General features: G+C 62.4%; 13 protein-coding genes. 6 read left to right on the forward strand and 7 right to left on the reverse strand.

Going from position 1 to position 13,187, the window contains the following annotated elements:
* Nucleotides 1-115 precede the first annotated feature (115 nt).
* Nucleotides 116-1,681: a DUF1800 domain-containing protein gene (locus tag ABSE61_RS09325; protein ID WP_423870787.1), complete on the forward strand. Its 1,566-nt coding sequence runs from the start codon at nt 116-118 to the stop codon at nt 1,679-1,681.
* A 14-nt stretch (nt 1,682-1,695) separates the two neighbouring features.
* Nucleotides 1,696-2,922, forward strand: coding sequence for a DUF1501 domain-containing protein (locus ABSE61_RS09330; RefSeq protein ID WP_423870887.1), 1,227 nt, complete (start codon nt 1,696-1,698; stop codon nt 2,920-2,922).
* A gap of 157 nt (nt 2,923-3,079) precedes the next feature.
* On the opposite strand, the gene ABSE61_RS09335 is transcribed toward ABSE61_RS09330, so the two are convergent.
* The 3 genes from ABSE61_RS09335 to ABSE61_RS09345 form a co-directional block, all read right to left on the reverse strand.
* Nucleotides 3,080-4,021 (reverse strand): aldo/keto reductase, encoded by a 942-nt coding sequence (locus ABSE61_RS09335; protein WP_423870788.1) that lies wholly within the window; start codon nt 4,019-4,021, stop codon nt 3,080-3,082.
* A 338-nt stretch (nt 4,022-4,359) separates the two neighbouring features.
* Nucleotides 4,360-4,767 carry a GNAT family N-acetyltransferase gene (locus tag ABSE61_RS09340; protein WP_423870888.1) on the reverse strand — a complete coding sequence of 136 codons (408 nt, stop codon included), beginning with the start codon at nt 4,765-4,767 and terminating at the stop codon, nt 4,360-4,362.
* A 132-nt stretch (nt 4,768-4,899) separates the two neighbouring features.
* Nucleotides 4,900-5,715 carry a PAS-domain containing protein gene (locus ABSE61_RS09345; RefSeq protein ID WP_423870789.1) on the reverse strand — a complete coding sequence of 272 codons (816 nt, stop codon included), beginning with the start codon at nt 5,713-5,715 and terminating at the stop codon, nt 4,900-4,902.
* A 244-nt stretch (nt 5,716-5,959) separates the two neighbouring features.
* On the opposite strand from ABSE61_RS09345, the gene ABSE61_RS09350 reads away from it, so the two are divergent.
* A complete protein-coding gene (locus ABSE61_RS09350) occupies nt 5,960-6,313 on the forward strand; it encodes a DMT family protein (RefSeq protein WP_423870790.1) in 354 nt (117 codons plus the stop codon).
* Here the strand turns inward: ABSE61_RS09350 and ABSE61_RS09355 are convergent.
* The 4 genes from ABSE61_RS09355 to ABSE61_RS09370 all read right to left on the reverse strand — a co-directional run bounded on the left by ABSE61_RS09355 (nt 6,298) and on the right by ABSE61_RS09370 (nt 8,847).
* The gene (locus tag ABSE61_RS09355; RefSeq protein WP_423870791.1) at nt 6,298-6,435 is read right to left on the reverse strand and encodes a hypothetical protein; all 138 of its coding nucleotides are present in this window, start codon (nt 6,433-6,435) and stop codon (nt 6,298-6,300) included. The two genes, ABSE61_RS09350 and ABSE61_RS09355, sit on opposite strands and share 16 nt — an antisense overlap.
* Nucleotides 6,436-6,526: 91 nt before the next feature.
* Nucleotides 6,527-6,700, reverse strand: coding sequence for a hypothetical protein (locus ABSE61_RS09360; RefSeq protein WP_423870792.1), 174 nt, complete (start codon nt 6,698-6,700; stop codon nt 6,527-6,529).
* A 331-nt stretch (nt 6,701-7,031) separates the two neighbouring features.
* Entirely contained in the window at nt 7,032-7,688 is a 657-nt protein-coding gene (locus tag ABSE61_RS09365) for a glutathione S-transferase family protein (protein ID WP_423870793.1), read from the reverse strand.
* A gap of 175 nt (nt 7,689-7,863) precedes the next feature.
* On the reverse strand, nt 7,864-8,847 hold the full coding sequence (locus ABSE61_RS09370; protein ID WP_423870794.1) for a phosphatase PAP2 family protein: 984 nt from the start codon (nt 8,845-8,847) through the stop codon (nt 7,864-7,866).
* Between the two features lie 235 nt (nt 8,848-9,082).
* On the opposite strand from ABSE61_RS09370, the gene ABSE61_RS09375 reads away from it, so the two are divergent.
* From ABSE61_RS09375 to ABSE61_RS09385, 3 genes are all read left to right on the forward strand, one after another.
* Nucleotides 9,083-10,285, forward strand: a complete 1,203-nt coding sequence (locus ABSE61_RS09375) for a pyridoxal phosphate-dependent aminotransferase (protein ID WP_423870795.1) — start codon at nt 9,083-9,085, stop codon at nt 10,283-10,285.
* A gap of 183 nt (nt 10,286-10,468) precedes the next feature.
* A complete protein-coding gene (locus ABSE61_RS09380) occupies nt 10,469-10,945 on the forward strand; it encodes a DUF992 domain-containing protein (protein WP_423870796.1) in 477 nt (158 codons plus the stop codon).
* A gap of 185 nt (nt 10,946-11,130) precedes the next feature.
* Nucleotides 11,131-13,179 carry an elongation factor G gene (locus ABSE61_RS09385; RefSeq protein WP_423870797.1) on the forward strand — a complete coding sequence of 683 codons (2,049 nt, stop codon included), beginning with the start codon at nt 11,131-11,133 and terminating at the stop codon, nt 13,177-13,179.
* Nucleotides 13,180-13,187: the final 8 nt, after the last annotated feature.

The following is a 13,187-nucleotide window of genomic DNA, read 5'->3' on the forward strand; positions in this document are numbered from 1 at the left end:
GAAGGGTACCGAAACTTCGCCGCGTTTTTCATGTCCGGTTCATCGCTGGCGGCGCGAAAATAGGTTTGTAATATACGCGCTGCTTCTTCCATTGACAGCATCTTGGGAAGGTCCGATGGCCCGCGATCCGCAAGCTGCCCTGATAGCGCTCAACCGTTTTGGATTTGGTGCCCGCGGCGGCGCGTCCGGCGATTGGGCCGGCGCCGCCTCGGATCCGCGCGGCTTCGTCAAAGCAGACCTCCATCGTCCGAACAATGCGCGGCTCGAAATGCCCGGCTTGCAGCCGACGCCGGCGTTGGCGCAAGCCGTGTTCGCCTATCAGGCCGAGGTCAAGGCCGCGCGCGAAGCGGCCAAGGCCAATCCTGCGGCCGAGATGGCGGCAGCCGAAAAGCCGGCCGCGGTGGAGGCGCCGGACAAGCCGTCCGAAAGCAAGTCGGTCGAAGCCAGGTCCGAAGCCAAGTCCATGGACAGCCAGCCCATGGAAAAATCGGCGGAAAAATCGGCGGAAAAAACCGAGGCCAACGCGCCGATGCAGGCAAATGAGGCCGCAGCCCCCGCCAAGCCGCTCAACGTGATTCAGAAGACCTTCCGCGCCGAGGCCCTGGCGCGGTTGCAGCGGGCGTTGATCGCCGATTGTGGTTTTACCGAACGGCTTGTGACCTTCTGGTCCAATCACTTCTGCATCTCGGCGGCCAAAGGCGAATTGGCACGGATCTGGGCCGGCGCGTTCGAGCGCGAGGCGATCCGCCCCCATGTGCTCGGCCGCTTCAGCGAGATGCTGATGGCGGTCGAGCAGCATCCAGCGATGCTGTTCTTTCTCGATAATCAACAGTCATTGGGTCCGGACTCGCGCGCCGGGCAAAACCGCAAGCGCGGCCTGAACGAAAACCTCGCGCGCGAAATCATGGAGCTGCATACGCTCGGCGTCGGCGGCGGATATACCCAGGAAGACGTGACGTCACTGGCGCGCATCATCACCGGCTGGACCTTTGCGGGACGGCAAGGGCAGTTGGGCACGCCCGGGACGTTCGTGTTCAATGCCAACGCGCATCAGCCGGGACCGCAAGTGCTGCTCGGCAAGACCTATGAGGACAGCGGCCTGTCGCAAGGCGAGGCGGCGCTTGCCGACATTGCGCGCCATCCCTCGACCGCAAAATTCATCGCCACCAAATTCGCCCGTCACTTCGTCAGCGATGAGCCGCCGCCGGCGCTCATTGCGCGGCTGCACGAGGTGTTCCGCAAGACCGACGGCGATCTGTTGGCGCTCGCCACCACGCTGGTCGATTCCGACGAGGCCTGGCAGGCGCCGCTCACCAAGATTCGAAGCCCTTATGAATATCTCGTCGCCGTCGGGCGTCTGCTGGGTCAGATTCCCGACGATCCCAGCCGTTATCTCGGCGGACTCAATCTCCTGGGCCAGCCGTTGTGGGCGCCGTCCGGCCCGAATGGTTTCCCCGACACCAATGCGGCCTGGGCCGCGCCGGAAGGCATGAAACTGCGGCTCGATATCGCAGCACAGGTCGCCTCGCGCCTCGGCGATAATGTCGATCCGCGCAATTTGCTGGAACTCGCTGCCGCCGACGCGTCGTCACAAGAGACGCGGCACACGATCGAGCGCGCGGAATCGCGGCAGCAGGCGCTGGCGCTGCTGCTGATGTCGCCGGAATTCCAGAGGAGATGACAGCCATGGAAACGATGATGGATTGCTGTGAAAGCCAGAGCCGGCTTGTCACGTCGCGCCGCGCGCTGCTGCTCGGCGGCGCCTCGTTTGCCGCCTGGGCTTATTTGCCGAAATTCGCGCGCGCGGCCGACGGCCGCGACCCGCGCCTGATCGTCATCATCCTGCGCGGCGCGCTCGATGGCCTTGCGACCGTCGCGCCGGTCGGCGATCCCGACTATGCCGGGCTGCACGGCTCGATCGCGCTTACCTCGGACGGTCCGCACGCCGCGACCATGCTGGATTCGTTCTTCGCTTTGCATCCGTCAATGCCGGAATTCGCGCGGATGTACCGGGACAAGCAGGCCGCGGTGATCCATGCGGTGTCGACGCCCTATCGCGACCGCTCGCATTTCGACGGCCAGGATGTCCTCGAAAGCGGCTTTGCCGGTCCCGGCCGTGTGCAATCGGGCTGGCTCAACCGCGCGCTCGAAGGCCTGCCAAAGGGAGCGCACGTGATGAACGGCCTTGCGGTCGGTGCGACCACGCCGCTGGTGCTGCGGGGAGCAGCGCCGACGGTCGGCTGGGCGCCGGTGAGCTTGCCGCCGGCCGCCGACGATACCGCGGCGCGCCTGCTCGATCTCTACCAGCATCGCGATTCGGCGCTGGCTTCTGCCTTGTCGCAAGGTCTGCAACTGGAAAAGACCGCGACCGGCGATGAGATGAAAGCAAAGCCCGGCGGCAACAATGCCGGCGCGATGCGATTGGTGGCGCGTGGCGCGGCCAAGGTGATGGCGGCCGACGATGGCCCGCGCATCGCCGCCCTCGCTTTCGATGGTTGGGACACGCATGCCAATGAAGGCGGCCCCATCGGACGTCTGGCGCAATTACTGTCAGGCCTCGACAGTGCGCTCGGCGAATTCGAAAGGGGGCTCGGCGAACGCTGGCGCGATACGGTGGTGGTGGTCGCGACCGAGTTCGGCCGCACCGCGCGCATCAACGGCACCGAAGGCACCGATCATGGCACCGGTACCATCGCGCTGCTCGCGGGTGGCGCAGTGAAAGGCGGCCGGGTGATTTCGGATTGGCCGGGCCTGAAGCCCGTTAACCTCTATGAAGGCCGCGATCTCGCGCCGACCACCGATCTCCGCGCGATGCTGAAAGGTGTTCTGCACGATCATCTCGGCCTCAGTGAAACCGTGCTGGCGAAGAACGTGTTTCCCGATAGCGTGCAGGTGAAGCCGATGCAGGGGTTGGTAGTTTGACGGGATTCATCCCTCCCCCTTGCGGGGAGGGTCGACCGGCGCTAGCCGGTCGGGGTGGGGGTAATTTCGAAGTATCCTTCACCCCACCCGTCTGGCCTTCGGCCAGCCACCCTCCCCATCGAGGGGAGGGATCAAACCGAATGTGCGGCGAGTAAAACTACCCCTTCGTAATCTGGTCGATCTCGGCGATCTCGTCGGCACTCAAGCTCCAGCCGACCGCCTTGACGTTCTGCTCGACCTGCTCGACGCGGGTGGCGCCAGCGATCACGCTTGCGACCTGCGGCCGGCCTGCAAGCCAGGAGAACGCCAGTTCGAGCATGGTGTGGCCGCGCGTCTGCGTGAACGCTTGCAGTTTTTCCACGATCTCCTCGTTGCGCGGCGTGACGTAGCGGTCCCGCAGCCGCGGTATCTTGTTGAAACGCGTATCGTCGGGGGCGGCTTCGCCGCGCTTGTATTTGCCGGTCAAGAGACCGCTCGCGAGCGGGAAGAACGGCAGCAATCCCAGTTTGTATTCCTGCGCGCAAGGCAACAGGTCTTTTTCGATGTCGCGCACGACGAGGCTGTATTCGTCCTGGCACGAGACGAAGTGGCTGAGGTTCATCGCGCGCGAGACATACTCGGCTTCCGCAATCCGCCATGCCGGAAAATTCGAATTGCCGATGTAGCGCACCTTGCCCTGCCGGATCAGGTCGTCGAGCGCACGGAGCGTTTCGTCGATCGGTGTCAGCGGGTCGTAATCATGCTGCTGATAGAGATCGATATAATCGGTCTTCAACCGCCTCAGGCTCGCTTCGACGGCGGACATGATATAGCGCCGCGACGCACCCTGCTTGGTGCCGTCCTCGCTCATCGGCTTTGAGAATTTGGTGGCGAGCACGATGTCCTTGCGGCGGTCGCCGAGGACCTCGCCGAGCACCGTCTCGGATCCGCCCATGCCGGAGTAAATGTCCGCGGTATCGAACAGCGTGATCCCGAGGTCGATCGCCTTGTGGATCACCTTGCGCGAGGCCTCGAGGTCGATGCGCTGGCCGAAATTGTTGCAGCCGAGGCCGACGGCGGAGACGCGGAGACCTGAGCCGCCGAGGTTGCGAATTTCCATGGATCATCCTGTGCTCGTTGACGAAAGTCATCACTATTGTGACGTTATGGGATTTTCGCGCAAGGCAGCCGAAGCATGGCTGAGGCCCGGGCCGGTGCCGGGAACAGCAAAAGTACCGGAAATGTCGGGACAAAAAAGTGCGGCCCCGGTCAGACGCGGCGACTGACGGGGACCGCTGGGGGCGCGGATGATCGTCGACGGGGGGCCTGATCAAACGCATGTGAAGACTAGTCCTGTTTTGTAACGCAGCCATGACAGGGAGATTTATCCACAGGCAATGTTCAACCTGTGGTTTTGAGATGTCGCTTCAAATTCCCCGGGGAATACCGGTTTTTGCGTCAAAACGGCTTGCGATAGACGATAAAGCCGGAACGCTCGGCGAGCTTGTTGTAAAGCCCTTGCGCGGTGTGGTTGGTCTCATGCGTCTGCCAGTAAACCCGCGAGGTTCCAGCCTGACGCGCGCGCTCATAGACCTCGTTGATGAGGGCGCCGCCGATCCCCCGTCCCCGCGCAGAGGCGTCGGTGAAGAGATCCTGCAAATAGCAGACAGGTGCGATCGAAGTCGTCGAACGATGAAAGAGATAATGCGCCAGTCCCACGAACTGGTCGCCGTTTTCGGCGACCAGCGCATGCATCGGCTCATAGGCATCGAAGAAGCGGGCCCACGTCATCTGCGTGATCGTTGGCGCCAGCGCGGTTTCGCCTGAGCGGCCGTAAAACGCGTTGTACCCGTCCCACAGCGGCAGTCACCGCTCGTAGTCGGACGGTACGGCAGGGCGAACGACGAGGGAAACGGCCATGGTGCTGGTTCGATGACAAGGAATCGGTCAACCGATTTAAACTGCATGTACGCGGTGGATCAATCCGGGTTTGACGGTCTATTCGGCCGCGCGCTGACCGGTAAACGGACCAAGCAACCGCTTGCCGCGCATCGCCCGGAAATGATCGGCCCGGGCGGGATCGTCGGTATGACGAACAAGTTCGGTGACGGGCGTATAGCTCAGCATCCGCCCGCCGTCGGGCAGCGCCGTGCAACTGAATCGAAGCACCTGGCCGTCGCTGAGATTGATGTTGATAGGCGTGGAGTCGCCGGTGCGCATCATTTCCATGCGCTCGGCGATGAACGTGCTCAACTCTTCTTCCGGCATTTCATAGGCGCCGGTATCGCGGCCATGATACATCAGCGCGATGAAAGGTGGCTTGCTGTCGGCCTTTTCGTCGGACAATGCGAAATACTGGCGAAACGCGCGGTTGATGAATTCGGCGCGGGTGTCGGAATCAAGCAGCACGATGCCGATATCGACCTGATCGAGCGCGGCTGAAAGCCGCTCGGCCGTGGCGTGGTGACGGCGTTCCCAGGCCAGGGTGTCGACCAGTCGTTTTCGCAACAGGCCGGTCAGGATCGCCGTGCCGATCGCAGCGATCGCGAGCATCGAAAAGCGCGTGAGGCCGGAAGCGGAAGCGGTGATGGGGACGCCGTGGGCCGAAAAAAACAGCGCGGACGAAACAAGCGCGAGGGCCGCGCTGGTCAGACTGGAGCGAAGGCCGGAGAGCGAGCCGGCAAGAGCCACGATGCAAACAAACAACGGAGCGGGATTCGGGACCGTCGATAGCAGGTGATCGGCCGCGAGCGCGATCGATGCCGTTACTGCGGTGAGGGCCGGTCCGAAGATGGCGCGCCAGTCGAATGTCAAATCCGCTCCGCTCGTCTCGTTTTCACACGAGAATAAGTCAGGCAGTCTGATGGATTGTGGCGCGTTGTCAGCGGCGTTTCTCGCCTCAACCCTAAAAAGCCGTTGACCGCATGCGTCAAACTGTTCGGTCTTTTTGCGTCAAATGATATGGGTTAAGCGGGAACCCGCCGTCGCGCCGGATGGTTAGGGTCTGTCCGATTTCATCCGGCTACGCTCCAAGCACCGACACCCCGAAAGGATATCCATGCCCACCGTGCCGCCGTCAATTCTGCCCGTGTTGATGCTGTTCGGGTCCAATATCTTCATGACGTTCGCCTGGTACGGCCATCTCAAATACAAGGAGAGCTGGCTTCCGGCGGTGATCCTGACGAGCTGGGGAATAGCCTTCTTCGAATACTGGCTGGCGGTGCCCGCCAATCGTTGGGGCAGCGCGGTCTACAGCGCCGCACAGCTCAAGACGATGCAGGAAGTCATCACGCTGATCGTGTTCGCCGGATTTTCGGTGCTGTATCTGAAGCAGCCGCTCGGCTGGAATCACGCTCTCGGATTTGCGCTGATCGCGTGCGGGGCGTTCTTTATCTTTCACGAATGGTCGTAGGGCGCCTTGAGGTGCAGCAGGGGCGCGTCGTCGCCACGCGTTCCCGCCACAATCAGGAACGACGCCGCCACCAGGATTGCCGTCACGAGCGCCGCGGTGACCAGTGCGGTAGGAGTCTTCATCTTTATCCAATCGCGATGCGGATCATCGCGTGAGCCGAGCCTACGAAAGCCTGCGCAAAACCAAATTGGCTTTAAGAAAATGAATCGCAGGCTATGCCGGAATGGGCATTGCGGCGCCGAGCTTGCTCGACAGCACCGTGATGGTGACGATGAGGCAAAGCGACAGCGAGGCGATCGCCAGCGAGGCCGCAACCGCGTCCATCAGCCGGGGCGATGCCACCGCAACCGCCGGGCTGGTAAAGCCTGCTGCGCCTGACTGGGTCATGGGTCTAAATCCCTGAAACTCGAACGGGCCAATCGCCCAAAACGATGGCCGAGCGAATCACCCATGCCACAGGGTTTTTGTGACAATTGTCGCTGGCAAGATTGGGGCGGGGCATACCGGAACACGGCGAAATGGAGGCAAAAACGCCGTTATGCCCATTATCCCCGCAATTCGTCCCCGCTTTTTTACTTCAGGCCTCCGCCGTGGCTTCGGCTAGTGGCTCGATTCTAACATTCGCTTCCCGTCGCAGCAGGTACCTTTGCGAATGTTAGAATCGTGGGGCCACTAGCAAATATGAAATTCTAGTGGAGTTCGTGATTTGACATTCGCCTTATGAAGATGCGGCTAGGTCCGCAGCGAATGTCAAATCCCCTCCACTAGGTTGCCAGTCCATGCGGACGAAGCCGGGGGTCTGCTCGACGCGTCTCAGCCAGGCGCGAACGGCGGGAAAGGCCGAGAGGTCGTAGTCGCATTGGTCGGCGACATGGGTGTAGCCGTAGAGCGCGATATCGGCGACCGTGAACTGGCCGGCGGCGAAATAGTCGTGGGTCTTGAGGTGATTTTCCATCACCTGAAGCGCGGCATAGCCACGCTCCATCCAGTCTTCCAGCGCATGGGTTTGCAGGTCGCGGCCGCCTTTGACCAGCGCCAGCCAGAAATAGGCCGCGCCGATGTTCGGCTCCAACCCATGCTGTTCGAAGAACATCCATTGCAAGGCTTCGGCGCGTTCCACGCGCGAGTCTGGCGCGAGCGACGTGCCGCCGGCGACGTACCAGAGGATGGCGTTGGATTCGGCGAGGTAACGGCCTTCGGCCACTTCGAGCAGCGGAACCTGGCCGGATGGATTCTTCGCCAGAAATTCCGGCGTGCGGCTCTCGCCGCGCAGAATGTCGATCTCGATCGCGCGATAAGGTGCGTTGAGCAGCGCCAGCGCCAGGCGAACCTTGTAGCTGTTGCCGGAGCGCTGCATGGAATAGAGATTATACATTGTGAAACAGTTCAACCCGTGAGAGAGCGAGCGGCTTTTCCGCTCGCAACTTGGCCAAACAATGATGCCGATATGAACGCCTCGCAAGGGTTCAGGCTGGAATAGGTCAAAAACCTCTACTGCACTGCAGCGATGAAGAAGATCATGCCAGCGCGGGGGCGCAACTTGTGATCGTTCACGCTTGCGCGATGGAAGCATCAGCCGCTGCTACGCCAGCGCTACTCCTCGAAGCGGCCGCCACATCCTCCGTGGCCGCTTGATCGGCTCCGAACAATCGCGCCGCTGCGATCCAGCACAGAGCTGCGAGCAGCACGCCGGCGATGACGTCGATAAAATAGTGGCTGCCATAAGCGGGCGTTGCGACCAGCATCAGCGTGTTGAGCACAAGCGCCGCCCACTTGATGCCCCTGACGCGCCATAACGCCGCGGCGAACAGAATACCGAGCGCGGCATGCAGGCTCGGAAAGGTGATGATGCCTTCCGAGTTCATGCCGTTGATGGTGTGAAACGTGCCGTCGCGGAGTCCGAGAAAAACCGGCCAGCTGCTCGATGAGGTCGGCAGGAAACCGTTCGTCATCGCGGGGTGAAGATCGAGGAAGACCCAGGGGCCCACCGCGGGAAAGACGGCGGAGACGGCTATCGTGATCAAGGTCGTCGCGGCGAAGGCCACGATGAAGGTCGTAAGACGGGAGAAGTGGCCGGCCACGCCGAGCGCGAACACGGTCGTCACCGTCTGAATCGCGAAACTGGAATAAGCGACCATCAAGACCAGGCGCAAGTTGGGCCGCTCCGCGATCATTTGCATGAGCGGCGTCCAGTCGAGATGCAGCCACGCGCGATCCCAGGAATCGAACAGCGCATCCTGCAGGGGAAATCCGGCGGTCGCAGCAAGGTAGGACAACGGCGCGCCGACGGCGGCGAAAGCGATGATTTGCGCGGTCGAGGTCAGCACGGCGGCGAGCCGCGGCTCGTTGCGGACGGAGCGATAAAACCATGCGGCGGCGGCAATGAACGCGCCACAGGAGACCGGCGCGGTGAACGAGCGCCATTCGATCCGCAGCGGGGTGAGGAAGGTCGCGGCAATCACGGCGAGACCGATCAGGCCGATCGTGCCCCAGATCGCGCGATCGGCGCGCCGCAAACGATCACTGTCCGTCATCGACCCGAGACCCATGGTTGGCACACGATCTTTCGAAAAGGCCGCCTTTCACGTTCCGGATATTGCTCTACCAACCCAGCCTTTGCGGATCGTTAATCGGAAGCGCCGTTGAACGACAAAGTGTCGGCAAAATCGCTGCTTTTTGCTTGCCGCTGCAGCACAACGGTCCTAGAAACGATGCGCGCCCAATGTCTGATTTTGGCCGCATCTTTCAACCCAAAACCTGGAGCCGATAATGCCCTTCCTGTCTGCTGCGCTCGACCGTGTGAAGCCGTCCGCAACGATTGCGGTCACGGATAAAGCGCGCGAGCTGAAAGCGGCGGGGCGCAATGTCATCGGCCTCGGCGCCGGCGAGCCTGACTTCGACACGCCCGCCAACGTCAAGCTGGCGGCGATCCACGCGATCGAGGCCGGCAAGACCAAGTACACCGCCGTCGACGGCATTCCCGAATTGAAGCAGGCGATCATCGCCAAGTTCGAGCGGGAAAACGGCCTGTCCTACAAGCCGAACCAGATCATCGTCGGCACCGGCGGCAAGCAGGTGCTCTACAATGCGCTGATGGCGACCATCAATCCCGGTGACGAGGTGATCATCCCCGCGCCTTACTGGGTGAGCTATCCCGAGATGGTGGCGCTGGCCGGCGGCGAATCCGTCCCGGTCGTGTGCACGGCGGAACATGGCTTCAAGTTGCAGCCCGACGCGCTGGAAAAGGCGATCACGGCAAAGACCAAGTGGATTATTCTCAACTCGCCGTCGAACCCGACGGGCGCTGCCTATACGCGTACTGAGCTGAAGGCGATCACCGACGTGCTGGTGAAGCATCCGCAGGTCTGGGTGATGACCGACGATATGTACGAGCACCTCGTCTACGACGACTTCGTGTTCGCGACGCCGGCCCAGATCGAGCCGAAACTGTACGAGCGCACGCTGACCGTAAACGGCGTTTCGAAAGCCTATTGCATGACCGGCTGGCGCATCGGCTACGCCGGCGGCCCGGTGCCGCTGATCAAGGCGATGTCGACGATCCAGTCGCAGTCGACGTCGAACCCGTCGTCAATCGCGCAATGGGCCGCCGTCGAGGCGCTCAACGGTCCGCAGGATTTCATTCCGGCAAACAACAAGGTGTTCAAGGAGCGGCGCGACCTCGTGGTGTCGATGCTCAACCAGGCCAACGGGATCAACTGTCCGCGGCCGGAGGGCGCGTTCTACGTCTATCCGTCCTGCGCCGGCACGATCGGCAAGACATCGCCGTCGGGCAAGGTGATCGAGAACGATCAGGACTTCGTCACGGAGTTGTTGGAAACCGAAGGCGTCGCGGTGGTGCAGGGCTCGGCGTTCGGCCTGGGCCCGGCATTCCGTATCTCCTACGCCACCAAGACCTCCGACCTCGAAGATGCCTGCAAGCGCATCCAGCGCTTTTGCGGCAATCTGCGGTAATATTTCTTCGCACAGGCTTCCGGTTCGCGGCCTCCGCGAGCCGGAATTAACCTTGCGCGCGATCCGCAAAATCTGGCACGCCTGTGGAAGATATGTCATAGAGAGCCGCGCGGCCTTAATGCGTGTTCTTAAGACGGTGCGCGCGTTCATTTGCATCACCTCTTCCCAGTTGGAGATTTCCTCATGCGTCGTTTGATCATCCTTGCCGGCATTGCCGCCACCATGCTGGTCGCGCCTCTCGCTGGCGCCAACGCTCAGGAACGCGTCCAGGTCGGCGTACTCGAATGCCGCGGCGGGGCCAGCATCGGCTTCATCGTCGGCTCGGTCACCAATCTCGGCTGCGTGCTGCGCATCGACGGCGCACCGGAGGATCGTTACGTCGCGACTATTCGCAAGGTCGGCGTCGATCTCGGCATCACCCAGGAAACCGCGCTGGCCTGGGGCGTGTTCTCGCCGGTGAGGCGCTTGGGACCCGGCGATCTCTCCGGCAACTATGCGGGCGCGCAGGGCAGCGCTTCGGTCGGCGTCGGCGGCGGCGGCAACGTGCTGGTCGGCGGCTCCAACAATTCGATCTCGCTGCAACCGCTGAGCCTGCAAGGCCAGGTCGGCCTGAACGTCGCCGCCGGACTTGAGAGCCTGGAACTGCGTCCGGGACGTTGATTCTTTATCTCTCTCGCCTCTCACCATCCATAAAAGTGCTGCGGCCTCTCTCCCTATCATGGAGAGGTCGCAGAAATTAACGTTGCACTGCGAATAGATTTCTTCCTTGCCAAATTCATGATGGAGGAAGAGCATACACCCTTGCCGACCCAATCACGGGCCGAGCTCCACATGAGGAGGCGGCAATGGGACAAGACGTCAGAAGTCCCCGCGGTCCACGGTGCATCGCACTGGTGGGCCCTTTCCAAAGCGGTAAAACCACACTTCTAGAAGCGATACTGGCGCGCCTGGGCGCAACCTCGCGCGCCGGCAGCGTCGACGCCGGAACTTCCGTCGGCGATTCAAGCGCGGAGGCGCGCCGTCACAAGATGGGCGTCGGACTGACGGCTGCCACCGCCAACTTCATGGACGACAGTTACACGTTTATCGATTGTCCCGGTTCGGTCGAATTCGCCCAAGACATGCGTGCGGCCCTTCCTCCGGTGGACGCAGCCGTCGTGGTTTGCGAGGCCGACGAGAAAAAGCTTCCTCAGCTTCAGATCATCCTGCGCGAGCTGGAAGATCTGGGCATTCCCCGTTTTCTGTTTCTCAACAAGATCGACCGCGCCAACAAGCGAATTCGCGAGACGCTTGCGACCTTGCAGCCGGCCTCGAGGATTCCGCTGGTGCTGCGCCAGATCCCGATCTGGAACGGCGATCTAATCGCGGGCTTCGTTGATCTGGCGCTGGAGCGCGCGTTTGTCTATCGCGAGCACAAGGCGTCCGAAGTCGTCGCGCTCGAAGGCGGCGATCTCGACCGCGAGAAGGAAGCGCGCTTCTCGATGCTCGAAAAGCTCGCCGATCACGACGATGCGCTGATGGAACAGTTGCTCGAAGACATCCAGCCGCCGCGCGACGCCGTGTTCGACGACCTCGCCCGCGAATTGCGTGAGGGGTTGATCTGCCCGGTGTTGCTCGGCTCTGCCATGCGAGAGAACGGCGTGCTGCGCCTGATGAAGGCACTGCGGCACGAAGCTCCCGGCGTCACCGAGACGGCCAGGCGGCTCGGCGTGACCTCGTCGAAAGATGCGACGGCCTATGTGTTCAAATCCGTGCATCTGCAACACGGCGGCAAGCTGTCGTTCGCGCGCGTGCTGGCCGGACGTCTCGATGATGGCGCCACGTTGCAGGCCTCGTCGGGCGAAGCCGGCCGGGTATCGGGCGTCTCGGCTCTGTATGTCGGCCAGGACAACAAGCGGCCGTCGGCGGAAACCGGCGAAACGGTCGCGCTCGGCAAGCTCGACACGGTGAAGACCGGCGACACGCTGTCGAGCGGCAAGACCACGCCGCGGCCGCTGGTGCATGTCGAACCGTTGCCGCCGGTGCTCGCGATCGCAGTCGCGGCAGCCGACCGCAAGGACGACGTCAAGCTCGGCCAGGCGTTGCTGCGGCTGAACGAGGAAGATCCGTCTTTGACCATGGTGCAGAACCCGCGCACCCATGACAGCGTGTTATGGGGGCAGGGCGAGATGCATCTGCGTGTTGCGCTGGAACGCTTGCGAGATCGCTTCGGCGTCAACGTCAAATCGCATCCGCCGGCGATCGGCTATCTGGAGACGATCCGCAAACCGATCAGCCAACGCGGCCGGCACAAGAAGCAGTCCGGCGGCCACGGTCAGTTCGGCGACGTCGTGCTCGAGGTCAAGCCGATGCCGCGCGGCGGCGGTTTTGAATTCCACGAAAAAGTCGTCGGTGGCGCGGTGCCGCGGAATTATATAGGGGCCGTCGAGGAAGGCGTCGTCGACGCCTTGTTGCGCGGGCCGCTCGGGTTTCCCGTGATTGACGTGCAGGTGACGCTGACCGACGGCTCCTATCACAGCGTGGATTCGTCGGACCTTGCGTTCCGCACGGCGGCGCGGGTTGGGGTCAGCGAAGCGCTTCCGCAATGCCAGCCGGTTTTGCTGGAGCCGATCCACATCGTGGATATCGTTTGCCCGACGGAAGCGACGGCGAAGATCAATGCCATCCTGTCGGGACGGCGCGGACAAATTCTCGGCTTCGATACCCGCGAGGGTTGGCCGGGATGGGATCGCGTCCGCGCGATGATGCCGGAAGCCGAGATCGGCGAACTGATCGTGGAATTGCGCTCCGCCACCGCCGGCGCCGGCAGTTTCACGCGGCAGTTCGAGCGCATGGCGGAGGTCACGGGCAGGGCGGCCGACCAGATCATCGCGGCCCACGGCGTCGCGGCGTAATCCAGCAC

The organism is Bradyrhizobium sp. (assembly GCF_049519115.1).
Taxonomy (GTDB): Bacteria; Pseudomonadota; Alphaproteobacteria; order Rhizobiales; family Xanthobacteraceae; genus Bradyrhizobium.